Below are 26,270 nucleotides of genomic sequence, written 5' to 3' on the forward strand. Positions count from 1 at the left end.
GTTATTCCCCCAAACGAACTTTTGTATAATGTAAATAGCCTCCACATAATAGGATGTCAATATCCCGTTGGGAACCTGTGAACTGTGCCTTTACCGAAATGTTTTTTGTTTTATTCCAAATCTCAATCGGTTTCTTATTCTGCAACTTAATTTTTAAATCATTGATTATAAGTTGGTCCATCTCATCCAGTTTAGCATAATCATTGGGATCAAGTAATTCTAAAGGAAGAATACCAGAGTTAATAAGATTTGCTTTATGAATTCTAGCAAAGGATTTTGCTAGAATCATCTTAATCCCTAGATAAAGGGGAACTAATGCAGCATGCTCTCTACTAGAGCCTTGACCATAATTATCTCCCCCTAGGATAAAACCTCCATTATTTTCTAGACACTTTTTATGAAAATCTAAGTCTAATCCATAAAAACAATATTTTGAAAGGTAAGGAATATTAGATCTGTAGGGCAAAAGCTTAGCATTGGAGGGCATAATATCATCAGTAGTAACATTATCTCCTGCCTTTAGCAATAACCTACCTTCTAAAGCATCTGTTAAAGGATTATTAACTGGAAAAGGCTTAATGTTTGGGCCCATAGAAATAGTTGACATTCCAGTCCCTCCATAAATAAAGTAAGCATCACTATTGTCATATTGGTTAGGTTCATCAATCCTAATACCATCCCCTAAAATCACAGGGTCCTCTAGATAACCCTTTATAGAGGATATGGCAGCCGTTTCAGGACTCACTAAGTAGATGTCAGCATCCTTAGTTCCACTTCTGCCACAAAAGTTTCTATTAAAGGTCCTTAAGGATATACCTTTGGATTTAGGAGCCTGCCCCATACCAATACATGGGCCACAACTACATTCCAGTATACGGGCTCCTGCAGAAATAAAAATCGAGAGACCACCGTTATCCGATAACATCTTCAAAATACTACTGGAGCCAGGAGCAATTCCTAAGCTAACATCAGGGTGGATCTTTTTATCCTTCAAGATGCTGGCTACCTTCATTAAATCCTTATAGGAGGAATTTGTGCAACTACCAATAAGAATTTGATCTACTTTTAAACCCTTGAGAGATCCAGTGCTGGCAACATTGTCAGGGCTATGGGGTTTTGCCACCATAGAAACAACTTCTGAAAGATCAATTTCTAGAATGTCATCATAGTCAGCCCCATCATCTCCCTTTAATTCTACCCAATCCTTCTCCCGGCCCTGAGCCTTTAAATAATTAAAGGTTATTTTATCACTAGGAAAAATAGAGGTAGTAGCCCCTAATTCAGCGCCCATGTTGGTGATGGTGGCTCTATCTGTTAAAGAAAGGGATTTTAGTCCTTCTCCAGAGTACTCAATTACCTTGCCAACACCGCCTTTTACTGTCAATTTTCCTAGGATATATAGGATAACATCTTTAGCTGAGACCCAAGGCCTTAATTGGCCCTTAAGGCGGACATTTAAGACTTTGGGCACCTTAAGATGATACTGGCCACTGGCCATGGCAACAGCCACATCCAAACCTCCTGTGCCAATGGCCAGCATTCCCATACCACCACTGGTAGGGGTATGGCTATCGGAGCCTAGTAATGTTCCGCCAGGCTTCGAAAAATTTTCCAGGTGCAACTGATGACAAATGCCATTGCCTGGTTTGGAATAGATAATACCATATTTTTGGGCTACACTTTTAATAAATTCATGGTCATCAGCGTTCTCAAAACCTGTTTGAAGGGTGTTGTGATCAATATATGCTACCGATAGATCAGTTTTAATTTCTTTTATATTCATGGCCTCCAGCTGTAGATACACCATGGTGCCAGTGGAATCTTGGGTCAAGGTTTGATCCACTTTGATACTTATTTCTTCTCCAGGAAGGAGGTTACCTGAAATCAAATGTTTTTCTAAAATTTTATAAGTTAAAGATCTTGTCATTTTCAATCACCTCATCAATTGTCTAAGCGTCTCTAGATAAAACCCCTTCTTTAATGGTTTCTTCATATAAATTTACCAACTCTTCATCTGTCAAGGTTCTTTTTAAGGAAATGGCAGTATTTCTAACCTTTTTCAAAAGATAATAGGTTGTTGCATCATCTAAATGAATATTGTAGGGTGATAAATTATTTTTAATTGCAGCTGTGCCGGAATGTTTGCCAACAAGGATTTTTCTTTCTAATCCCAGTTCTTCAGGACGAATAATTTCATAGGTTAATGGATTTTTAATGGCACCATCAGCATGGATTCCAGACTCATGATAAAATATATGATCCCCTACTACAGCCTTCCAGGTAGGGATATGTCTATTAGAGGCTTTTGCAACATAATTACATAAATCCTTCATTTTACTTAAATTATATCCTGTATCCCCAATATTCAGTGCATGCTTTAAGGAAAGAATTACTTCCTCTAAGGAGGCGTTTCCTGCCCGTTCGCCTAAACCATTAACGGTAACACCCAAATAAGTAGCTCCAGCAATAGCACCAGCAATTGCATTAGCTGTGGCCATACCTAAATCATTATGGGTATGCATTTCTACTTCAATATCAACCTCATCTATGATTGCCTTAATGATGTTATAGGTGGTGACAGGATCTAAACACCCTACAGTATCACAGAACCTTACTCTATCTGCCCCTGCTTCTTTAGCTGTTTTAAAAAAATTAAGCAAAAAAGCTAAATCTGTTCTGGAGGCATCCTCGGCATTGACAGATACATATAGACCATTGGACTTCGCAAACTCTGTGGCCTTTACCATTTGATCTAAAACTTTATTTCTAGTGGAATTCAATTTATGCTTGATATGGATATCGGAAGTAGATATAGAGATGGCAACAGCATCTACACCACAATCAATGGAGGCTTCTATATCCTTAATAACAGCTCTATTCCATCCCATAATACTTGCCTTCAAATTACTCTTAACAATTTTTTTGATAACTTCTTTTTCGTCATCTCCCATAACAGGGATACCAGCTTCAATTTGGTCAACTCCTAGTTCATCCAGCATCTTTGCAATAAAAATCTTCTCCTCATTAGCAAATACCACACCAGCAGTTTGCTCCCCATCCCTTAGGGTTGTGTCTAAAAGCTTAAATTTTTTCATCACTTCATTTTCCCCCTTTAACAATTTCCTTAAATATGTTAACAATATTATATATGCAATAAAATAAAAAAACAACATCATTTTTCAAAAAAATGAAATATTTTTAAATAAATAATTCATAATTAGGTAAAAAAATTAGTTTGAGTCTAAAAAATAATACGAAAAAGAAATTATTAAAATAAAATATTTCAAAAATCTAGACACTCCTCTGTTTTAAAACAACCCTCTTTATTTTAAATTAACTATTTAATGGGGGATAGAAAAGGGCAGAAGTATTTAGATTTCACAGTAAATCTAAGTTTAATCAATGGTTTTTTAAAAATCATCATTAATCTATAATAGAAATGCAATTCAATCATTGGATATTGCATTTCTATTATAAAAGGGAATTTATAAAATAGAATAGCAATAGATATGGTCAAAAATAAGGGAATTATGTTATAATTTGTATAAAAGGGGGGAAAGTAAAAATGGCAGAAAAACAGTACGTTATTTTTAAGCTATGTGGTGAAGAATATGGTGTAGAAATTAATCATGTACAGGAAATTACTGAGTATAAAAAAGCCACTAAGGTCCCTAATGTGCCCAGTTTTATTGAAGGAATCATTAATCTTCGAGGGAATATTACACCTATTGTAAGTTTAAAAAAGAAGTTTAACTTGGAAGAAGGAGAAATCCAAGAAAACAATCGTATTATCATAATAAATCTTAAAAATAAGCATGTGGGCTTTATTGTAGATGATGCCTCTCAGGTATTAACTATGGAGGAGAAGCAAATAGAAAACCCGCCAGAACTATTAACGGGAATAGATAGACAATATATAACTGGTATTGGAAAAGTAGAAGAAAAAATTATTATTTTATTAGATTTAGAAAAAATATTAACTGAAGAAGAGAAAGAAGAAATAAAAAATATGTAAATAATCGTGTATCGACAGAACAATATGTTATAAAAGGATTGAAGTCTGCATTTTCATTTTAGCGATGAAGATGCAGACTTAAGTTTTAGTTATTGTATTTTGAAACCCTCTCCTTGTAATATAATAAACTCTGGAGAAAAAGTCTGCTAAAAGGAAGTAGCAAAGAATTCTCTAAAGAACCCTTCATAAACAAAAAAGAAACAAGCAATAGGGTGATTTTTCATCAATCCTTGCTTGTTTTCTAAGTCATGGGTACTAAGAATAATTCACAAACCTATAACTTTTTTAAACGTTGAATCTAAAAAGAATAACATCCCCATCTTGAACGATATATTCCTTACCTTCTAATCTTACAAGTCCCTTTTCTTTAGCGGCAGCATGAGTACCACAGTTCACAAGGTCGTTATAAGCAACCACTTCAGCTCGAATAAAACCTCTTTCAAAATCGGTATGGATTTTACCGGCAGCTTGAGGAGCTTTTGTTCCCCTTTTAATAGTCCAAGCCCTTACCTCCTTGGGTCCGGCTGTTAAGTAACTGATTAAGCCAAGAAGAGAGTAGGAAGCCTGTACCAGTCGGTCTAAACCAGATTGCTGTAAACCCAGTTCTTCTAAGAATATTTCTTTTTCTTCTTCATCCAACTCTGCAATTTCAGCTTCGATTTTGGCACAGATGACAACAACCTCTGCATCCTCTGTTTTGGCAAATTCCCTTAACCTTTGGACATGGGGATTATTTACTCCCTCGTCAGCAACTTCGTCCTCTGCAACATTGGCAACATAAATGATGGGTTTCATAGATAAAAGGCCAAAGGTTTTTAATAACTCCTGCTCTTCTTCTGTATATTCTAAGCTACGGGCAGATAGACCTTCCTCTAAAGCAGCCTGTAATCTTTTTAACAATGATAACTCAGGGAGAAGACTTTTGTCACCCTTAACCAATTTTTCGGTTTTTTGTACTCTTCTTTCCACCATTTCAAGATCAGAAAAAATTAATTCAAGGTTGATAGTTTCGATATCCCGGAGGGGATTAACATCTCCATCTACATGGGTAATATTACTGTCTTCAAAGCATCGAACTACTTGAAGTATGGAGGCAACTTCTCGGATGTGGGATAGAAATTTATTGCCTAAGCCTTCCCCCTTACTTGCACCCCTAACCAATCCAGCAATATCATAAAATTCAATGGCTGCAGGAATAACCTTTTCTGATTGATAGAGGTCTTTTAAAAACTGCAAACGATTATCAGGAACAGCAACCACCCCTATGTTTGGCTCTATGGTGCAGAAGGGATAGTTAGCAGATTCTGCGCCTGCTTGAGTAATTGCATTGAACAACGTACTTTTTCCTACGTTAGGCAATCCAACAATGCCTAGTTTCATGGGAATCTTCCTTTCTATATGGGTTCAAATAATAGTCAATTATACACATAGATAAAAGTATACCCTATTGTGGATTTCTTAGCAACATTTAAAGTTTATTGATCATACTGGCCATATAGCCAGCCCCAAATCCATTATCTATATTTACTACAGCGGTGCCGCTGGCACAGCTGTTGAGCATGGATAATAGGGCTGCTAGACCACCAAAATTTGCCCCATAACCGACACTGGTGGGGACAGCAATGACGGGTTTATCCACCAACCCCCCCACCACACTAGCTAAAGCACCCTCCATACCGGCAACAGCGATAACTACCCGAGCATTTGTTATGATATCTAGTTTGGAAAAAAGTCTATGGATACCCGCCACCCCCACATCATAAACCCGTTCCACCTTGTTACCTAAGATCTCCGCTGTAACAGCAGCTTCTTCAGCCACGGGGATATCGGAGGTTCCACCAGTAACGATGACAATATAACCCTTACCAGTCTCGATTTTTTGCTGCTGTAGGACAATGGTTCTAGCTGCTTCATTGTGTATCGCCATAGGGTGCATCTTTTTTACAGCTTCATACATTTCTTTGGTAGCCCTTGTTCCCAATACATTGCTACCCCTTTTATAAATCATGTCCACGATGTGAACCACCTGGTCTACTGTTTTGCCAGCACAATAGATAACCTCAGGATAACCCTGTCTCAATTCACGATGGTGATCTACCTTAGCAAAGCCTAAGTCCTCATAAGGAAGCTGCTTCAACTGAGATAGGGCCGTCTCCACTTCTATTTTATTTTCTTTAACATCCCTAAGTAGCTTTTCAATGGTTTCTACCTTCAACTAAACCCCTCCCTAAATTCCTCTAAATTCAATTAATCCTGCAGTTGTGTGGCATATAACTGTTGAACTAGATTGTAGACTTGATGAATAGGAATTTCATAATTTTTTGCAATTATTTTGCAATCCTCATACTCTGGCTTCCATTTTACAACCTTCCCCTGGTGGACAGCTAATTTAACCCTTACAGGCCCATAGGAGGTTTCAAGCTTTACTATTCTTCTTTCCATCATAACCTTATCTACGTCATAGCTTCGTATTCCTAAAGTAGTGGTTTCTTGGAACAATAAAGTGGTCAAACTCTCTATCAAATTGGGATTACATAAGACACTCAGCTTCATGGCGGGTCTGCTTTTCTTCATGGTAATAGGAGTAAGATAGACATCCATTGCCCCTTTATCCAAAAGCTTATCCATAATATATTGATAAAGTTCAGGGTTCATATCATCAATGTTGCATTCTATAATTTTAGCCTTTTCCCTAGGTACTTCTAGACTTTCCCCCAAAAATACCCTAAGGACGTTGGGGATAGCATTGTCTCGATGACCAATACCATAGGCTACCTTTGTAATGGTGAAGTCCTTATTAGGACTAAATTCATCTCCCAAAACTTTGGCGATGGCAGCACCGGTAGGGGTAGTCATTTCCTTTTGAATATCTCCAGAGACAATGGGGATACCCATTAAAATCTCTGTAGTGGCAGGGGCTGGCACGGGGAACCTTCCATGGGCACAATCTACAAAGCCGCCCCCCACAGTAATAGGAGAAAAGATAACCTTGTCCACCTCTAGGGCATCATAGCATAGGGCCGCCCCTACGATATCTAGTATAGAGTCAACTGCCCCCACCTCATGGAAATGAACATCCTCTATAGATTTACCGTGGATTTTGGCTTCAGCCTTGGCAATTTCCATAAACATTTTCAAGCTAAGGGACTTGACACTAGGGCTTAAGTCACTATCCTTCACCATATTTTCTATATGATGGAGATTTCTATGATGATGTTCATGGTGATGATCTTCGCCAAGAGGGGAGGTGTGACTATGACCATCAACATGGTGATGGTCGTCATGTTGATGGGATAGATGGATAGTCACCTTTGTTCCTGTAATACCTTTCCTTTCATCTCTTTTGATTTCTAATAGGTATTCCTTATGTATAGGTAGCTTTTTAAGCTCTCTTCTTAAATAATCTTCGTTGACCCCTAAGTCCAGCATAGCACCTAGATTCATATCTCCACTAATTCCAGAGAAACAGTCATAGTATAGAATTTTCATGGGTATACCTCCTGATGGAAATTATAGTTTAAGTATGGCGTTAATATTAGTTTGTGAAAAAAGATATTTTTTATATAGCATTTACTTATTATACTATATTAATTACTTTCGGCAAAACCATCATTATTTTAATCAATATTTAAAACTTGGCATGTTTTATGCATGATATTAATCTATAAAGAGAGGAGTGGTTTAAATAGTTTTATCTATACACTATCAACATCCATCTTTAATATAGCCATTTCCAAAAATGAAAAATGCTATAGAAAGCAACAAAAGTAAAATATAAATAATGTAAGGGGGTCATAAAAATGAATTTCAACTTATCAAAGGAACATCTAATGCTTCAGCAGATGTATGAAGAGTTTGCTGAAAAAGAAGTAAAACCATTGGCAGAGGAAGTAGATGAAACAGAAGAATTTCCAGTAGAGACTTTAAAGAAATTGAAACACTATGGATTTATGGGTATCCCTTTTCCTAGGGAATATGGGGGAGAAGGGGGAGATGTTTTAGGCTACGCCATGGCAGTTGAAGCCCTATCAAAGGTTTGTGCCACCACAGGAGTTATTGTATCAGCCCATACCTCCCTATGCGCAGCTCCTATCTATGAGTTTGGAACAGAAAAACAAAAAGAAAAATACTTAATTCCTTTAGCCAAAGGAGAAAAATTAGGAGCCTTTGGATTAACAGAAGCAAATGCAGGAACCGATGCATCAGCACAGCAGACTACAGCAGAATTAAAAGGGGATTATTATTTGCTAAATGGCTCCAAAATATTTATCACCAACGGGGGCTATGCTGACACTTATGTAGTTATGGCAATGACGGATAAAAGCAAAGGAACGAGAGGGATTTCTGCCTTTATCGTTGAGGCAGATACTGAAGGTTTTACTATTGGAAAAAAAGAGTCAAAGATGGGAATTAGAGGCTCCGCCACCTGCGAATTAATTTTCGAAAATTGCAAAATTCCTAAGGAAAACCTTTTAGGAAGTGAAGGAAAGGGCTTCAAGATTGCAATGCAAACCTTGGATGGGGGGCGTATTGGTATTGCTTCACAAGCCCTTGGAATTGCAGAAGGTGCTTTGGAGGAAACTGTTAACTATGTGAAGGAAAGAAAGCAGTTTAATAGACCTCTTGCTTCCTTCCAAAATACCCAGTTCCAATTGGCAGATATGTATACAAAAGTAGAAGCTGCAAAAATGTTGGTATATAAGGCTGCTTTTCATAAGGAAAACAAACTGCCTTATTCAAAAGAAGCTGCTATGGCAAAGCTCTATGCTGCTGAAGTAGCTATGGAAGTTACTACAAAGGCGGTACAGCTCCATGGTGGATATGGTTATACTAGGGAATATCCAGTTGAAAGAATGATGCGTGATGCAAAAATTACAGAAATTTATGAAGGTACATCAGAGGTTCAAAGAATGGTAATATCTTCACATTTATTGAAATAGGGGGGGTTGAAATCCATGAAGATTATTGTTTGTATTAAACAAGTGCCAGACACAACAGAAGTAAAAATTGATCCCAAAACAGGAACTTTGATTAGAGATGGTATTCCTAGCATTATCAATCCTGACGACAAGAGTGGATTAGAGGCAGCTTTAAAACTAAAGGATGAAGCGGGGGCCCATGTAACTGTATTAACTATGGGACCGCCACAAGCAGACTTAGCATTAAGAGAAGTATTAGCTATGGGTGCAGATCGAGCTATTCTTTTAACAGATCGTGGTTTTGCAGGAGCAGATACTTGGGCCACTTCTTGTACGCTGGCAGGAGCTATAGAGAAATTAGAATATGATTTAATTATCGCAGGAAGACAAGCAATAGACGGGGATACGGCTCAAGTAGGGCCACAAATTGCAGAACATTTAAATCTTCCTCAAGTAACCTATGTAGAGGATTTGAAGCTACAGGGAAATGAATTCCTTTTAAAACGGAGCTTTGAAGATGGATACCATCTCATTAAAGTAAAACCCCCTTGTTTAATTACTACATTAAAGGAAATGAATGAAGCTAGGTATATGAAGATAGGGGGAGTATTTGATGCCTATCGAGAAAAAGAAGTAGAGGTTTGGAATTTAAAGGATATTAATGTAGACATTTCTAATATAGGGTTAAAGGGTTCCCCAACAAAAGTAAAAAAAGCCTTTACTAAAGGGGCAAAAACAGCAGGAAAAGTTTATGATGTGGCTCCAAAAGAGGCAGCAGAAATCATCATTGAAAAACTAAAAGAAAAATTTATTATATAGCTGGGAGGGATACCATTTGGAGAATAAAAACTATAAAGGTGTTTGGGTTTTTGCTGAGCAGAGGGATGGGGAGATTCAAAAAGTTTCCCTAGAGCTTTTAGGCAAAGGAAAGGAATTGGCAGAGGTTTTAGGAGTAAAATTGACAGCTGTTTTATTGGGAGATAATATTAAAAAAATAGCAAATGAGCTAATCTATTATGGTGCAGATGAAGTGATTTTAGTAGAGGATAAAGGCTTAAATCTATATATAACAGAGCCCTATACAAAGGTTATGACAGAAATTATCAATGAAAGAAAACCAGAAATCATTTTACTGGGGGCAACTGCAATAGGAAGAGATTTAGCTCCAAGAATATCGGCTAGAATCCATACAGGGTTAACGGCAGATTGTACTTCTCTTGAAATAGAGGAGGAGACCAACCACCTATTGATGACAAGACCTGCTTTTGGAGGAAACCTTTTAGCAACAATTATTTGTCCTGACCATCGACCTCAAATGTCTACTGTAAGACCAGGAGTAATGATCAAATTAGAAAGAGATGAAAATCGCAAAGGGGAAATAATAGAATATCCATGTAATTTAACACCAGAGGATATAAATATAGAGATTGTAGAAGTGGTGAAGGAAAAGAAGGAAAAGATTAAAATTGAAGAAGCAGAGGTCTTGGTATCCGGTGGTAGAGGAATAGGTAATAAAGAAAACTTTAATGTGTTGGAGATACTAGCAAAGGAATTAGGTGGGGTTGTATCTGGGTCCCGTGCGGTAGTAGATGCAGGTTGGATAGAAAGGGATAGGCAAGTAGGACAAACAGGAAAGACGGTTAGACCTAATTTATATTTTGCCTGTGGTATTTCTGGAGCTATTCAGCATTTAGCGGGTATGGAGGAGTCGGATTTAATCGTAGCAATAAACAAAAATGACTCAGCCCCTATTTTTGAAGTTGCAGATGTAGGGATTGTCGGAGACGTTCATAAAATTATACCTGCTGTGGTGGAGGAACTTAAAAAAATAGTATAAGATTATTGAAAATCCTACATTTTTAGAAGTATAAAAACCTTTAAAGATGTAGGATTTTATATTGGAGGATAAAATTTTAAATGCTGGTGAAGGAATATATTGCTGTAGAATTATGGAACCTATTGCAAAATTAAGGAATAAAAAGGATTTATTGCAAAAATGCAATTGAAATGCAGTTTTGCAATAGCTTTATTTCGACACATTGCAACAATGCAATTGGGACTGGGGAATACACTTTAAAAGGAGTTATTATTGCCTAAAAAGAAATTTCAGTTGGCGTGGAAAAAAGTTCACCAATAAGATTTCAAGATTTGGTGCTAGACTATTATTTTTAGTGGATTATAAAATGAGACTTAATTCATAAGTAGACAACTGAAAGTTTGGTTTCTAACTTTCCTGGTGATCACTTAGTTTGTTTATCAAGAGGGGGTTTTTACGGCCTGTGAATTGTAGTCGAATTTATTTTCAGGGTGTATTGCTAAGACTCCCCCTTCTAAGGGGGAGTCTTAGCAATACACCGAAGGATAAAATGTTTTTCTGTTAGACATATAAAATGGCATGGTTTTTGCAATTATTAATTTTAAAAAAAGAGGGGAGCGATTTATATGCCACTTAGAACACCTAAATCCTATATAGAAAGCTTAAGAAAATTAAATTTAGAGGTTTATATGTTTGGGAAAAGGGTGGAAAACCCAGTAGATGACCCTATTATTAGACCTTCATTAAGCTCAGTAGTGATGACCTATGCTTTAGCTCAAGATCCTCAATATGAGGACATAATGACTGCAACCTCAAGCTTAACAGGTAAAAAAATCAATCGTTTTACCCATTTACACCAAAGCGAAGAGGATCTAATCAAAAAGGTTAAGATGCTCCGATTATTAGGTCAAAAAACTGGAGCTTGTTTTCAACGATGTGTGGGGATGGATGCCTTTAATGCAGTTTACAGTACAACCTTTGAAATTGATGGGAAATATGGAACCTCCTATCACAAAAACTTTGTAGAGTTTTTAAAGTATGTACAGGAGGAGGATCTTGTAGTAGATGGTGCTATGACGGATCCAAAGGGCAATAGGGGTTTAGCTCCTTCTCAACAAGCAGATCCAGATTTATTTTTGAGAATAGTCGAAAGAAGAAAAGATGGGGTTGTTGTTAGGGGGGCAAAGGCTCATCAAACCGGTATGGTAAACTCCCATGAGGTATTGGTGATGCCAACGATAGCTATGAAGGAGGAAGATAGAGATTATGCTATAGCCTTTTCAGTACCTAGCGATGCACCAGGAATCAAAATTATTTATGGACGTCAGTCCTGTGATACTAGGAAGCTAGAAAAGGGGCTACTAGATAGAGGGAATCCTAAATTTGGAGGACATGAGGCTTTAGTAGTATTTGAAGATGTTTTTGTGCCAAAGGACAGAATTTTCATGTGTGGAGAATATGATTTTGCTGGTATGTTAGTAGAGAGATTTGCAGGATACCATAGACAAAGCTATGGAGGATGCAAAGTGGGGGTAGGAGATGTTCTAATAGGTGCTACTGCTTTAATCGCTGAATATAATGGTGCTGCAAAGGCATCTCATGTGAAGGATAAAATCATTGAAATGACTCATCTCAATGAAACCTTATATTCCTGTGGTATTGCTTGCTCCTGTGAAGGACATAAAACCAGTGCAGGAAACTATGAAATTGATATGTTACTGGCTAATGTCTGCAAACAAAATGTAACAAGATTTCCCTATGAAATTGCAAGATTAGCTGAAGATATTGCTGGAGGGGTTTTTGTCACACTGCCTTCTGAAGAGGATTTAAAAAGTCCAGAGATAGGAAAATATGTTGAAAAATACTTTAAGGGTGTTGATGGGGTATCCACGATTGATCGCTTCAAAGTCCTAAGGTTAATTGAAAATATGACATTAGGTACTGCTGCAGTAGGTTATCGTACAGAATCCATGCATGGGGCAGGATCTCCACAGGCACAGCGAATTATGATTGCAAGACAGTCTAATCTTAATAGTAAAAAACAGCTGGCAAAAGATATTTTAGATATAGACAAATAAAGGGATGCTAAAAAACATTCAATAGAATTGGCCTATTGGGATGAGATGATGAATTTTGTAAAAAGATTTGGAAATGGGGGGAGAACCTGATGCTATGGGGGGATCTATATAAAAAAAAGCTCTGCAGTCCTGAGGAAGCTGTAAAAAATATAAAGTCGGGAAATCGAGTTGTAATAGGACACGCAGCGGCAGAACCACAGATTCTTGTCGAGGCTATGGTGAATAACCATGAAAATTATGAAGCTGTAGAAATTGTTCATATGGTGCCATTAGGAAAATGTGATTACCTTAATCCAACTATGGAAAAGCATTTTAGGCATAATGCACTTTTTGTAGGGGGGGGATTAGCCCGAAACGCAATAGAAGAAGGCAGAGGAGACTATACCCCTAGTTTTTTCTTTGAAATACCAAAATTATTTAAAAATAATATTTTGCCTGTAGATGTTGCACTGGTGCAGGTTTCTAAACCTGACAAGCAAGGGTATTGTAGCTTAGGGGTTTCCATAGACTATACTAAAAGTGCTGTAGAAAATGCAAAAACCGTTATAGCCCAAGTAAATGACCAGATGCCTAGAACCCATGGTGACAGCTTTGTGCATATCAGCCAGATTGACTATATTGTAGAAGCCTCTCAACCCCTACACGAGATACCATTACCTGTAATAGGAGAAATAGAAAGCAGAATAGGAGAATATTGTGCCAGCTTAATTGATGATGGTTCAACGTTACAATTGGGAATAGGGGCCATACCCGATGCAGTATTATCCTTTCTTAAAGTTAAAAATGACTTAGGTATTCATTCAGAAATGTTTTCCGATGGCATACTGGATCTAGTAGAAAATGGAAATATAAACAATACTAAAAAAACCCTACATAAGGGAAAATCTGTTGCGAATTTTTTGATGGGAAGCAAACGACTTTATGATTATGTGGATGATAATCCTGCTGTTCAAATGTATCCAGCGGATTATGTAAATCATCCTATGGTGATTGCACAAAACAACAAGATGGTGTCTATCAACTCCGCATTGCAGATAGATATAATGGGGCAGGTGGTGGCGGAAACCATAGGCTATAAGCAATTTAGCGGTACCGGTGGGCAGGTGGACTTTGTTAGGGGGGCCTCCTTAGCTAAAGAAGGTAAATCCATTATTGCTTTTCCTTCTGTTGCTGCAAAGGGAAAGATTTCAAGAATCGTTCCCATTGTAGATGAAGGGTCATCCATAACGACCTCTAGAAACGATGTTGACTATGTGGTAACAGAGTATGGTATAGCCAGTTTAAAGGGGAAAACCTTGAAGGAAAGAGCACGAGCATTAATTAACATTGCTCATCCAGACTTTAGAGAAATACTCCATGAAAAAGCAAAAATTCGATTTAGATATTTCTAAAAATTAGTCATTCTCTTAATGGATGATCACTATAATATATATACGGAGGTTTATCTATAATTTTAAAAGGCAGGGGGGAGGAAATAGAGAAAAATCCAAAATAGTCTTTAAAAAAACTTAAAGAATAAAAAACTGTTGGAGCAATAACGTGGAATAAGGAAAAAGCCATACAACCTTAGACTACGGTAGGTGGAGAAATGATTTTATATTTAGAAAATTTCGGTTATAACCACTTGATAAACCTATCAAGGATTGGTATGATGATCAAGAATACCAAATTTTAAACAAATACACAAATGTGGGCATAAAATAAAAGAGAAAATGTTTGATAAATTTAAGGAGGTTTTAATCAATGGCAGTATTAAAGCTACAACCAATCCTTCACAAATTCAACAGTTTTAAAGAGTTTGCACAGGAATTTGACATAGGAGAAGAGGATTGCATCTTTACAAACGAATTTCTTTATGAGCCTTTTATGAAGGAAATTTCTCTAAAAGCCGACTTTTTATTTCAAGAGAAGTATGGGATGGGGGAACCATCAGATGAAATGATTAATGCTCTTATGGCTAAAATAAGCGAAAAAAAATATAAACGAATTATTGCAGTTGGTGGCGGAACCATCATAGATATTTCAAAAATATTGGCTTTGAAGCATGTTAAAAACTGCATTGATTTATTTGAAAAAAAGGCACCTATAGTCAAGGATAAAAAACTTATTATCGTTCCAACAACCTGTGGAACTGGCAGTGAGGTTACTAATATCACCATAGCAGAAATAAAAGACAAGCAAACCAAAATAGGTCTTGCGGCAGATGAGCTCTATCCAGAGGATGCCGTATTAATACCTGAGCTAGTAAAGAGTCTTCCCTTTAAATTCTTTGCAACCAGTTCAGTTGATGCATTGATCCATGCCATTGAATCCTATGTAGCACCCAAATCCAATGGATATACGGAATTGTTTAGTAGTAAAGCCATTAAACTTATTATTAGGGGTTATAAAGAGATTGTAGAAAAAGGAGAGGATCATAGACAGGAACTTATCGAAGATTTTTTAGTAGCAAGCAATTACGCAGGCATTGCCTTTGGTAATACAGGAGTGGGTGCCGTCCATGCCCTTTCTTATCCATTGGGAGGCGTGTACCATGTCCCCCACGGTGAAGCCAATTATCAATTTTTTATTGAAGTATTTAAAACCTACAACAGAAAAAATCCCTGTGGTAAAATAAGCAAAGTCAACAAAATGCTAGCAGAACTTTTAGAGATAGACCAGGATGCCGATGTGTATGAGGCACTTGAGGGACTTCTTAACAAACTATTATCCAAAAACCAATTAAAGGAATACGGCATGAAGGAGGAAGAAATAGAAGCCTTTGCTGATAGCGTCATTGAAAAGCAACAAAGGCTGTTAGCAAATAACTATGTGCCTCTTTCAAGAGATGAAATTCGTGATATTTATAGAGCACTATATTAATCGATTTATCAATGAATCCAATAACAGAAGCACAAAGCCCAGGCTTTTTGCTTCTGTTATTTTACTCTACATGTATATGATTGGAATATTGTAGATAACTCTAGTTAATAACTGGAGTTATGGAATTTTTCATCACAACATTTAACAATTGGACAACTTAAGCAAGTAAAAAAATCCAGAAGCTTCTTCAATTTCCCCATTGACAGACTTCATTTAATTGGATAAAATATAAGAATCAAATTGCTGAAATTCTATGAATAGGATGAGTAGTTAAAGGAATAAAGTTCCAGCGAGTCGGAGGAGGTGTGAGTCCGATACTTTATCTTTAGTGAATGGACCTAGGAGAAACAAGGAGAAATCATCTGGAATTTATCCGGTGAGAGTAGCCGTCGTCGGGGGCTTCCCGTTATAGAAGCAGGATATCGAGCAGTTTAGCTCCGTATTTCATGAGGGGACCCTTTTGGGGTCTATAAAGGTGGTACCGCGGAAATCAGTCTTTCGTCCTTTTAGTATAAGGATGAAGGGCTTTTTTATTTACTCAATAATTTAGAAGGGCGGTAAAGATAATGTTGTGAGCAGAAGATGGAATTGTTCCTTGGGAAAATAGAAAAACAATAAATAATGAAAAGGAAGGGATTTATTATGAATCTAAGAAAAAGTATTTTAACAGCATTATTGTTAGCCATCGGTCTTATTTTACACCAAATTACACCTGGTACATTGGGGGGCATAAAGTTTGATTTGTTTTTACCCTTTGTGTTTATTGCCCTGTTTCTAAATACAACCTTTAAGAACGCTTTGTTGACAGGGCTTTTAGGAGGAATTTTAACAGCTATGACCACCTCTTTTCCTGGAGGACAATTACCTAACCTTATTGACAAAGTAGGTACCTGTATCATTTTATTTGTAATTATTAAGGGGATGGAAAGCTTTAAAGACAGTCGATTTTTTGTAGGGGTTATTGCATGTTTAGGGACAGTGATTAGTGGCAGTATCTTTTTAGGGTCTGCTCTATTGATGATAGGATTACCGGCTCCTTTTATGGTATTATTTATGACCATCGTTTTACCCACCTCTTTAACCAACATATTTGTTACGATGATCATTTATCGAATTACTCAAAATACATTAAGGGTTACAGGTATGAAATTAGTTTAGATCCATAGAAAAGTAACCTGTGTACAAATCTCCTAAAGAGAATTATAATTTAAATCATAGATACACAACAAGGTAGGTATCTCTTCAAAGGGGAGGAGGAGGGCTCTTATGGAAATAAACTATAAAATAATGAAGCAGGTTTTGAATAATTCTATTAATGGTGTTGTTATCGTAGAAAACAGTGATGATATATTGTATATGAACAAAAAAGCCAGGGAAATATTAGGTATTCAGGGAAAAAGAAATGAAAAATCAAATGAAATTTTAAAAAAAGATGATTTAAGTAAATTGCAAAATCTTGATATAGAAGGATTCCATAAAATACATTATAACAATAGAATATTAGTAGCCAGCACTCTGTCAATTATAGATGAAGAAAACATAAAGAGAAGAGCATATATTCTACAGGACATTTCTAAATATGAGGCAGCGGTTGAAGAAATAAGCAAATATAAAGAGCTAACCTATACATTGGAGGCCATCATTAATTCCTCCTACGATGGTATTTATGTGACGGATGGTGAAGCCAACACCCTTATTGTTAATGGAGCCTACGAAAGAATTACTGGAATTAAGGCGTCAGAGGTTTTAGGAAAAAACATGAAGGATTTAGAAAAAAATGGAGTTTTAAATCAATCCAGCTCTATATTGGCCATTGAAAATCGCAAGCCTATTACCATAAGGCAGGTAATAAGACGAGATAAAGAAATCCTTGTCACCAGCACACCGGTTTTTTCCAGTAATGGCGACATAACCTATGTTGTTACCAATGTAAGAGATATTTCCAATTTAGTTAATCTTAAAAATGAATTAATAGATACAAAGGCACTAAATGAAAGATATTTAACTGAGCTTCAGCATATAAAGAACAAATTAGTAAATACTCCAGAAATTATTATAAAAGACTCTAATATGCTTAAAGTTATGGAGATGGCAATGAGGGTGGCGAAGGTAGATACTACTGTTTTGTTAAGTGGAGAAACTGGTGTAGGAAAGGGACAGCTGGCAGACTTTATTCATAAAAATAGTCTACGGGCTAAAGAAAATTATATAGAAATAAATTGTGGGGCCATCCCAGAGAATTTAATTGAATCAGAGCTTTTTGGATATGAAAAGGGAGCCTTTACGGGGGCTAATAAACAGGGAAAAATGGGGATGTTTGAATTAGCAAGTAAAGGAACCCTACTATTGGATGAGGTCTCTGAATTGTCTTTGGAATTACAAGTAAAGCTATTAAAAGCTTTGGAGGAAAAAAAGATTTATCGAATTGGAGGAGAAAAGCCAATTCCTATCAATAGCCGTATAATAGCGGCATCAAATAAAGATCTAAAACAGATGGTAGAGAAGGGTTCTTTTAGAGATGATTTATACTATCGTTTAAATGTAGTTCCTATACACATCTTTCCCTTAAGGGAACGTAGAGATGAAATCATACCATTATGCCTCAAGTTTCTAGAGGATTTTAATAAAAAATATGCTATGAATAAGTTTTTTGCTCCTATCACATTGAATAAACTACTTTATTATAATTGGCCGGGAAATGTTAGGGAATTAAAAAATCTTGTGGAGAGAATGGTGGTTATTGCCCCCGAAGATGAACTTACGGAGGAATTATTACCAGAGTACATTTTCAATAATCATTTTTCAAAAGAAAATTTATCCCATACAGAGATAGGAAAGGATCTGCAGTGTAGTGACATGTCATTAAAAGAGGCAACTTATGAATTTGAAAAGAGCTACATTAGAAATGCCATTAAAAAGTATGGTTCATTAAAAAAAGCAGCAAAAAACTTAAATATTGATCCTTCAACCATTAATAGAAAATTGAAAAGGTAAGGATTTGTTTACCTATGTATAATTTCTCCAAAACCTGTCAAAATTCTAATAAATGCTATATGATTCTTCAGTAATCCAAATTACTTGACTTTTAGCTAGAAGTAATTATATAATATATTTTGAAGGTTTATAAAAAGTTTTTAAATTACACCTATTCTGAAGATTATATTAAATGCTATGAAGAGGACAGTAGTGAAAGGAAACCGTTTTTAGAGAGATAATCCTTGGCTGGGAGATTATTACGGATTTTTTTACGAAGATCACCTTGGAGCAGAAGGTCTGAACATCTAGTAGGATCTTCCGTAGACATACGTTATCATGTGCTGAAGTGACAAGATATCTATTGATCTTGTAACCAGGGTGGTACCGCGGTTTATTCGTCCCTAATGTATTTTAGGGACTTTTTATAGTTTTTGGCATAATTTTTAAAGATGTTAGAAGAATAGTTAGCATAATTCAATTACTTAGAAAGGATGAGGAAACATGAAGGGATTTAAAACGCTATCTAATGGCCCTGTAGCTCAGCGGGAAAAAGCTGTAGCAGAACTATGGGAGCAAAACAATATCCTAGAAAAAAGTATCGAAAACCGTGAAGGAGCAAAGTCTTTTGTGTTTTTTGAAGGCCCTCCTACAGCCAATGGTAGACCGGGAATTCATCACGTTATATCGAGAACACTAAAGGACTCCGTATGTAGATACCATACGATGCTGGGGGAACAAGTTAAAAGAAAGGCTGGATGGGACACCCATGGTCTTCCAGTTGAGATTGAGGTAGAAAAGCAATTAAAGCTTTCTAGCAAATTAGAAATTGAGAATTATGGTATTGCAGCCTTTAACACAAAGTGTAGGGAGTCTGTTTTCTCCTATGAAAAGCAATGGAGGGAAATGACTAGGAGAATGGGCTACTCCATTGACCTAGATAACCCTTATATTACTTTAGACAATAATTATATCGAGTCCGTATGGTGGATTTTAGATAAGTTCTTTAAGGAAGGATATATTTATGAAGGACATAAAATTCTGCCCTATTGTCCTAGATGTGGAACTGGATTAGCATCCCATGAGGTTTCCCAAGGCTATAAGGAAATCAAATCCAACACCGTTATTGTACCAATGAAGCGAAAAGATGCCGATGAATATTTCTTAGTGTGGACGACAACACCATGGACATTAGCCTCCAACGTTGCCTTAGCTGTACATCCTGAAGTTACCTATGTCAAGGTGCGACACAATGATAAGGTATATATTTTGGCAAAGAATTTGGTTGGGCGAGTAGTTGGGGAAGAGTACGAAATTTTAGAGGAAATGAAGGGGCAGGATTTAGAATATGTAGAGTATGAACAATTAATGCCTTTTTTAGAAGCCGATAAAAAAGCCTTCTTTGTTACGGTTGCCGACTATGTAACAACAGAGGATGGTACTGGGGTTGTTCATATCGCTCCTGCCTTTGGTGAAGACGACTATCAAATAGGAAGAAGATATGATCTACCGGTATTCCAACCAGTAAGTGAAGAAGGGAAATATACTACAACACCTTGGGAAGGTCAGTTTGTAATCGATGCCGATATCGACATTATTAAATGGCTCCATGGTGAGGGTAAATTATTTAAAAAAGAAAAAATGGATCACAATTATCCCCACTGCTGGCGTTGTTCTACACCATTATTATATTATGGAAAACCAAGCTGGTATATTGAGATGACCAAGCTAAAGGATCAGTTGATTGCCAATAACAATTCTGTTAACTGGTATCCAGACTATGTAGGAGAAAAGCGTTTTGGCAACTGGTTAGATAACTTAAATGATTGGGCTATTTCTAGAAATCGTTATTGGGGAACACCTTTAAATATTTGGCGTTGTGAATGCGGCCACACAACTTCAGTAGGCTCTAGAAAAGAGTTAGTTGAAAAAGCTGTACAAAATATTGATGAAACAGTAGAACTCCATAGACCCTATGTAGATGACATTCAGTTAAAGTGTAGTGATTGTGATGGTATTATGACAAGGGTTACAGAGGTTATTGATTGTTGGTTTGACAGTGGTGCCATGCCATTTGCACAACATCACTACCCCTTCGAGAATAAAGAAGGCTTTGATAGACTTTTCCCAGCTGATTTTATCTGTGAAGGTATCGATCAAACAAGAGGGTGGTTCTATTCCTTATTAGCTATCTCTACCTTTGTTATGGGAGTATCCCCCTATAAAAATGTACTGGTAAATGATTTAATTTTAGATAAAAATGGACAAAAGATGTCAAAGTCTAAAGGAAATACTGTAGATCCCTTTGAGCTATTTGATAAGTATGGGGCTGATGCCCTTAGGTGGTATCTACTACATGTATCTCCAGCATGGACACCTACTAGGTTTGACATTGAGGGATTAAAAGAAGTACAAAGTAAATTTTTCACAACTATAGAAAATGTTTATGCCTTCTTCACCCTTTATGCTAATACCGATGAAATTAATCCTAAAGATTTCTTCATTGATTACAAAGATAGACCCGAATTAGATAGATGGATACTATCAAAATATAATAGCTTGATTGAAGAAGTTAGAAAGGACATGGACGTCTTTGATCTAACAAAAGCTGTTAGAAAAATTCAAGAATTTGTTAATGAAGATTTGTCTAACTGGTATATTAGAAGGGCTAGAAGACGTTTTTGGGCAACTGAATTAACAGATGATAAGAAGGCAGTATACAATACAACCTATGAAATTCTTGTAGGGGTATCTAAGTTAGTTGCGCCCTTCTCACCCTTCTTGGCTGATGAAATGTATCAGAATTTAACCAATGGTTTATCTGTTCATCTTGCAGACTATCCTGAAACAGATGGAGGTTTAATTGACAAGGCTGTAGAGGAAAAAATGGATTTAGTAAGGGATTTAGTAGGATTAGGTAGAGCTGCAAGGGCTCAATCTAAAATCAAGGTACGTCAACCTTTACAAAAGATTTTAGTAGATGGAAAATATGAACCTTTAATTTCTGACTTAGTTCCTCTAATTCAAGAGGAGCTAAATGTAAAGGAAGTTCATTTTGAAAAGAATCTCAAGGATTTTATGGACTTTAGCTTAAAGCCAAACTTTAGGGTAGCAGGACCAGAGTTAGGAAGCAAGATAAAGGTCTTTGGAAAGGCTTTAACGGAAGTAGATGCTTCGGAGGTGGTACCAAAGCTAGAGGCAGGGGAAAAAGTAACCCTAAACCTTGATGGCGAAGCCTTTGAAGTAGGTAAGGATTATGTTATGATCAATATTATTGCCAAGGAAGGCTTTACAGTAGAAATGGCAAGCAATCTTTTTGTAATCCTAGATACAACCCTAAGTGAAGAATTAATTAATGAAGGCTTTGCCCGTGAATTTGTATCTAAGGTACAGCAAATGAGAAAGAATAACAACTATGAAGTAATCGACAATATCAATATTTACTTTGATGGAGACGATGAAATTGCTAAGGCAGTAGAACTATATGGAGATTATATTATGCAGGAAACCCTAGCCTTAGCCATCGATAGAGTTCAGGATAATAGCTTTGAAAAGCAAAATTTAAATGATCATGAAACAGGTATTAAAGTTGAAAAGGTAGAAGTATAAAAATCTCTAAAAATCTCTAAAAATCTCCAGTTATTGACTGGAGATTTTTTATTCATAACTCTAGAAAAAGTGGGTATTTTAATAGGAAAAGGAGGTTTTATCATGAAAAAAATTTTTGTTTACATAATTATCCTTGTATTGATATTTGTTATGATGGGTTGCAGGGTAGAACCAGTACCAGATCCACCACCACCACAGGATGAACCCAATGGAGGTATGGAGGAGAATGGGAATTTTCATGGGGATATAAACGTAGAGCTACAGGATAGGATGAGAATTGTGGAAGAAGATACTCTTCCAGACACAATTAGAGAGTGGTTTCAACAATTTGGTGATGAAAGAGGAGGTTACGTTTATCAACATCCTGATGCCACCTATGTAAAAATCAATGCAGGGGAAAAACCTACAGGTGGCTATGGCATCTCTATCGTGGATTACCTTCATGAAGAATATCCGAGGATCATTGTAGTAGATACTAGAATTCCCGATGAGGATGATATAGTTACCCAAGTCTTGTCCTATCCATCGGTAATTTTGCAGGTTCATACAGATATGGCTGTAGAATTTGAAGTTAGAACAATAGACGACGAAGCCTTCCCCATGGAGCATACCTTAGTTTTTGCTGAGCTGGAATTGCCGGAGGAAAATGAAGAAATTAATAATCCGGTGGAAATACAGGGTAGAATTATAGCCTTTGAAGGTAGTTTTATTGTAAGAATTTTAGATGCTGAAGATGAAATCATTCATGAAGAACATCTACAGGCAGATGCAGGAGGACCAGAATGGGGAAGTTTCCAAGAAGAAATTCGTTATCCTCTTCCTAAGACAAAGGAAGGAAGAATAGAGGTAGGAGAATATAGCGCTAAGGATGGAGAGTACCTCATGAGGGACTATGTAGCCGTTAGATTTAAAAATATAGAACAATAACCTACAATTTTAATCCCAATAAAAAGATGGCTTCTACCATCTTTTTATTGGGATTCTTTACGTTGTATCAGGGACTGACATCAGATCAAAGGTTTGATATTAGTCCCTTAAATAAACAGCTGTATATCTGATGTCAATGCGTCCTTTAAGTAGGCTTTGGCATCCATTACCTCTAGCTCTGGAATTAATTCTTCCTTTTTTAATCCCATGATTTCCATAGATAGCTTACAGCCGTAGAAACGAACACCTTTTTTAACGGCACCATTTAAAAAATCTATCAGTGGAGGTGCTTCATCATCCTTCATCATTTCCAATAGCATTTCTTTACCCAACCCACTGAAATTCATTTTAGAGAGGGGTAATTCATTGGGGCCCTTAGGTGTCATCAAGCTAAACATTTTTTCATAGGTGGTTTTATCCTCTAAGGTCATTTTATTTGGATCCCGGAGCAAAAATAACCCCCAAAAAGCGAAGAACATAGTAACTTCCACCTCTATTTCTCTAGCAGCATTGGCCAGAATAAGGGCCGCCAATGCCTTATCATATTCCCCACTAAACATAAGAAGATTTATCTTTTTGTTTTCCAAGTCTGATAGCCTCCTTTAATTACAATTAAAATATCAATATAGTTTTTAGTGTAACCAAATTTTCCTATAAAAATCTTTTAAGTACAATTCATAAATGGTAGTGGTGTATTTAGATAAGACCTAAAGGAGAAATCCACATAATGTAGAATTGATTAATAATAATGGATTTTCAAAATATTTTATTGGGAGAGTTGCTATGGATAATAGAAGACAATTATCTTTTTTAAATTTAATATTGTTTTTCACAAGTCATTATTTAAGAAATAGGCTTTGTTAGTGATGAATGTTGATATTTTAGAAAATAAAAGAAAAAGGGCTATATTACTATTTTCTAGTATGTAGCCCTTTTTTTTCAAATATTTTATGTCGCATAGAAAAGAAAAGACGTCATTGCAATATCCCATACATGTGTAGGGAACGGTCTTGACCGTTCCGCTGTTGTAATAGATTCATTCATAACGGAAGGGTCAAGACCCTTCCCTACGATTTTTTATTGCACATAATCCATCTGATATGACTATCTCTAACATCTTCCTTTTACCTATTACCACTACTTTTCAGCAGGAATGGCATATAACGTTTCGAGGCTTTCCGTTGTCCTACACGCTTTTAGTAGGATGATGGAAAGCCTCTGTTAGATGATGAACTATATATAATCTGCTAATATAACCTTTACACTTCTTTTTACTTTGGGCAACTCTTTCTCTACAACATTCCATACAATTTTTATGTCAACACCAAAATAATCATGTATCAATACATCTCTTAATCCTGCCATTTCTCTCCAAGGTAGTTCTGAATAACTATTTCTTGTATCTTTTGAAATTTTCTTTGTAGCTTCTCCGATAATCTCTAGATTTCTTATAACAGCATCTTGAATTAATTGCGATTTAATGAATTTTTCTTTTCCTTCTTCTGTATACTCCTCTATGTTTTCAATGCATTCCATTATATGAATTAAGTAAATCTTATCACTTTTCATATTTCAACAACCTCATTGCTTACCTGATCCTTTAAAGTCCAATGTAAAGATTCCTCTGTAACAACATCTACTTTTCTTTTTAATAGATATTCTAAGTCATTTTTAAAACCAATTAAATCAAATAGAGAGCGTCCTTCTTCAAGTTTAACAAGCAAATCAATATCACTATCTGATTTTTCTTCCCCTCTTGCAACAGAACCAAATACCTTAATAGAAACTACTCCATATTTATCTGCAATACTATTAATTTGTTTTTTATGATCATTAATCACTCTAATTAATTTCATTATTATCACCTTCAAATAATTTCTTATTTATATTATACCTTGTATTTTATAAATAAAAAACATTAAATCCTATATTTTGCAGTTAATTTTTGCATTAGTTTGTCATCTAACGTTCCAGCATTTGCGACGTCTTCGAACTGGACCCTAAATGAATACCCCATAGTGGAGCTTAGCTTCCAGCACCCTTGTGCAAACATATTGTTATCTGCTGTCCGGTTAACGAAAGCCCTCTAAATCCACCAATTAATTCCTTTTGTTCACTAATGACTAACTTAAAAGATTGTATTATATATGAAAAATTAGACACTGCTAATAACATTACTAATCGTTAAACTTGAAAGTCACTTTATTTCTATCTTTATCGATGATTTCAACACCTTCTAGTAACTTCATTTCATCTATTTCTTCTTTACTTTTCCCACTTGTATTAAAAGTAAAGTTGCCAACGATTTTAAAATAAGGTGTTTTCTCAAGCCCTCTTTCACTACTATGTGGTCCGTTTTCTAACATCAGATCTAAATAATCCATATTGATTAAAACTTCATAGGCATCAATGTTTTCAATATCTTTTTTTGCTCCGCTAATGATGATACTGTAAGAAATTTCTGTTTTATTTGAATCTCCACCATAAGAATAGGAAGCATTCATGGCATACTTTTCACTTTGTTTTATCCCGCCATGATTGCAAGCACCCAGAGTAAAAGCAAGACAAACTGCTAAAATTATTATTGATATTTTTTTCATTCAGTCACCCCTTTCAATTATATAAATAACCCTTGCTACACATTTTTCATCAGATACGCTATAGGCTATAAAATATTTACTTCATATTTTTCATCTAATGTATAATTATTGAAGCCACTTTTCTTCTAAATCAATTTCAATACATTAAGATAAAGAATTATTGTTGACTGTTGCCTGTTAATTCCCTAAGTCGTTTTTCATTGCTAAACCAGTTTGACACATTGACTATAGTGATAACTATAATCAGTACAGCATTATAAATAAAGAGTTATTTTATATTATCTGGGCGTCTTAATGCTGAGAAAAAAGTAGCACTAATCATAGATACAACAAAAAGAGGAATTGTTTGTCCTAACACATACTTAATCAATCCCTTTTCTCTCTCTACAACCCATTTAGATATAAATTTATTATCATTGAACCAATACATGTTTATTTCTCCTCTATTACATGAAGTTCTCCTATTAAATC

General features: G+C 36.0%; 21 protein-coding genes and 2 other annotated features. Of the genes, 11 read left to right on the plus strand and 10 right to left on the minus strand.

Translation table 11 applies throughout. From position 1 onward, the window contains the following. Position 1 precedes the first annotated feature (1 nt). On the minus strand, positions 2–1,927 hold the full coding sequence (locus tag BLS22_RS02290) for an aconitate hydratase (protein ID WP_090549721.1): 1,926 nt from the start codon (positions 1,925–1,927) through the stop codon (positions 2–4). A 22-nt stretch (positions 1,928–1,949) separates the two neighbouring features. Then, a complete protein-coding gene (nifV, locus tag BLS22_RS02295; RefSeq protein WP_090549724.1) occupies positions 1,950–3,095 on the minus strand; it encodes a homocitrate synthase in 1,146 nt (381 codons plus the stop codon). A gap of 470 nt (positions 3,096–3,565) precedes the next feature. On the opposite strand from nifV, the gene BLS22_RS02300 reads away from it, so the two are divergent. Beyond that, entirely contained in the window at positions 3,566–4,015 is a 450-nt protein-coding gene (locus tag BLS22_RS02300) for a chemotaxis protein CheW (protein ID WP_090549728.1), read from the plus strand. 285 nt (positions 4,016–4,300) lie between these two features. On the opposite strand, the gene ychF is transcribed toward BLS22_RS02300, so the two are convergent. The 3 genes from ychF to larC form a co-directional block, all read right to left on the minus strand. Further along, positions 4,301–5,395: a redox-regulated ATPase YchF gene (gene ychF, locus BLS22_RS02305; RefSeq protein ID WP_090549731.1), complete on the minus strand. Its 1,095-nt coding sequence runs from the start codon at positions 5,393–5,395 to the stop codon at positions 4,301–4,303. An 88-nt stretch (positions 5,396–5,483) separates the two neighbouring features. Next, on the minus strand, positions 5,484–6,230 hold the full coding sequence (gene larB, locus BLS22_RS02310; RefSeq protein ID WP_090549734.1) for a nickel pincer cofactor biosynthesis protein LarB: 747 nt from the start codon (positions 6,228–6,230) through the stop codon (positions 5,484–5,486). A gap of 32 nt (positions 6,231–6,262) precedes the next feature. Then, positions 6,263–7,504 (minus strand): nickel pincer cofactor biosynthesis protein LarC, encoded by a 1,242-nt coding sequence (gene larC, locus BLS22_RS02315; RefSeq protein WP_090549737.1) that lies wholly within the window; start codon positions 7,502–7,504, stop codon positions 6,263–6,265. Between the two features lie 311 nt (positions 7,505–7,815). On the opposite strand from larC, the gene BLS22_RS02320 reads away from it, so the two are divergent. The 10 genes from BLS22_RS02320 to BLS22_RS02365 all read left to right on the plus strand — a co-directional run bounded on the left by BLS22_RS02320 (position 7,816) and on the right by BLS22_RS02365 (position 23,199). Then, positions 7,816–8,955 (plus strand): acyl-CoA dehydrogenase, encoded by a 1,140-nt coding sequence (locus BLS22_RS02320; RefSeq protein ID WP_090549740.1) that lies wholly within the window; start codon positions 7,816–7,818, stop codon positions 8,953–8,955. A gap of 15 nt (positions 8,956–8,970) precedes the next feature. Next, a complete protein-coding gene (locus BLS22_RS02325; protein ID WP_090549743.1) occupies positions 8,971–9,753 on the plus strand; it encodes an electron transfer flavoprotein subunit beta/FixA family protein in 783 nt (260 codons plus the stop codon). A 16-nt stretch (positions 9,754–9,769) separates the two neighbouring features. Next, positions 9,770–10,771: an electron transfer flavoprotein subunit alpha/FixB family protein gene (locus BLS22_RS02330; RefSeq protein ID WP_090549746.1), complete on the plus strand. Its 1,002-nt coding sequence runs from the start codon at positions 9,770–9,772 to the stop codon at positions 10,769–10,771. Positions 10,772–11,376: 605 nt separating this feature from the next. Continuing rightward, complete coding sequence (locus BLS22_RS02335) at positions 11,377–12,828, plus strand: 4-hydroxyphenylacetate 3-hydroxylase family protein (protein WP_090549749.1); 1,452 nt, start codon at positions 11,377–11,379, stop codon at positions 12,826–12,828. 89 nt (positions 12,829–12,917) lie between these two features. Beyond that, entirely contained in the window at positions 12,918–14,219 is a 1,302-nt protein-coding gene (locus tag BLS22_RS02340) for an acetyl-CoA hydrolase/transferase family protein (protein WP_090549752.1), read from the plus strand. A gap of 352 nt (positions 14,220–14,571) precedes the next feature. Next, positions 14,572–15,690, plus strand: a complete 1,119-nt coding sequence (locus BLS22_RS02345; protein ID WP_090549755.1) for a 4-hydroxybutyrate dehydrogenase — start codon at positions 14,572–14,574, stop codon at positions 15,688–15,690. 244 nt (positions 15,691–15,934) lie between these two features. After that, positions 15,935–16,199 (plus strand) — a binding site (T-box leader). Between the two features lie 133 nt (positions 16,200–16,332). After that, complete coding sequence (locus BLS22_RS02350) at positions 16,333–16,848, plus strand: tryptophan transporter (RefSeq protein WP_090549758.1); 516 nt, start codon at positions 16,333–16,335, stop codon at positions 16,846–16,848. Between the two features lie 108 nt (positions 16,849–16,956). Continuing rightward, complete coding sequence (locus BLS22_RS02355) at positions 16,957–18,684, plus strand: sigma-54 interaction domain-containing protein (protein ID WP_090549761.1); 1,728 nt, start codon at positions 16,957–16,959, stop codon at positions 18,682–18,684. Positions 18,685–18,852: 168 nt separating this feature from the next. Continuing rightward, positions 18,853–19,072, plus strand: a binding site (T-box leader). Between the two features lie 95 nt (positions 19,073–19,167). After that, complete coding sequence (gene ileS, locus BLS22_RS02360) at positions 19,168–22,272, plus strand: isoleucine--tRNA ligase (RefSeq protein ID WP_090549764.1); 3,105 nt, start codon at positions 19,168–19,170, stop codon at positions 22,270–22,272. A 102-nt stretch (positions 22,273–22,374) separates the two neighbouring features. Further along, positions 22,375–23,199, plus strand: coding sequence for a Gmad2 immunoglobulin-like domain-containing protein (locus tag BLS22_RS02365; RefSeq protein ID WP_090549767.1), 825 nt, complete (start codon positions 22,375–22,377; stop codon positions 23,197–23,199). A gap of 107 nt (positions 23,200–23,306) precedes the next feature. On the opposite strand, the gene BLS22_RS02370 is transcribed toward BLS22_RS02365, so the two are convergent. The 5 genes from BLS22_RS02370 to BLS22_RS14965 all read right to left on the minus strand — a co-directional run bounded on the left by BLS22_RS02370 (position 23,307) and on the right by BLS22_RS14965 (position 26,229). Beyond that, positions 23,307–23,786 carry a DsrE/DsrF/DrsH-like family protein gene (locus BLS22_RS02370; RefSeq protein WP_090549770.1) on the minus strand — a complete coding sequence of 160 codons (480 nt, stop codon included), beginning with the start codon at positions 23,784–23,786 and terminating at the stop codon, positions 23,307–23,309. 646 nt (positions 23,787–24,432) lie between these two features. Next, positions 24,433–24,768 (minus strand): HepT-like ribonuclease domain-containing protein, encoded by a 336-nt coding sequence (locus tag BLS22_RS02375; RefSeq protein WP_090549773.1) that lies wholly within the window; start codon positions 24,766–24,768, stop codon positions 24,433–24,435. Then, positions 24,765–25,055: a nucleotidyltransferase family protein gene (locus tag BLS22_RS02380; RefSeq protein WP_090549779.1), complete on the minus strand. Its 291-nt coding sequence runs from the start codon at positions 25,053–25,055 to the stop codon at positions 24,765–24,767. Before BLS22_RS02380 ends, BLS22_RS02375 begins: the two co-directional genes overlap by 4 nt. 321 nt (positions 25,056–25,376) lie before the next feature. Further along, positions 25,377–25,799: a hypothetical protein gene (locus BLS22_RS02385; protein ID WP_090549782.1), complete on the minus strand. Its 423-nt coding sequence runs from the start codon at positions 25,797–25,799 to the stop codon at positions 25,377–25,379. A 268-nt stretch (positions 25,800–26,067) separates the two neighbouring features. Continuing rightward, complete coding sequence (locus tag BLS22_RS14965) at positions 26,068–26,229, minus strand: hypothetical protein (RefSeq protein ID WP_176762015.1); 162 nt, start codon at positions 26,227–26,229, stop codon at positions 26,068–26,070. Positions 26,230–26,270 lie beyond the last annotated feature (41 nt).

The organism is Natronincola ferrireducens (genome assembly GCF_900100845.1).
Classification (GTDB): domain Bacteria; phylum Bacillota; class Clostridia; order Peptostreptococcales; family Natronincolaceae; genus Natronincola_B; species Natronincola_B ferrireducens.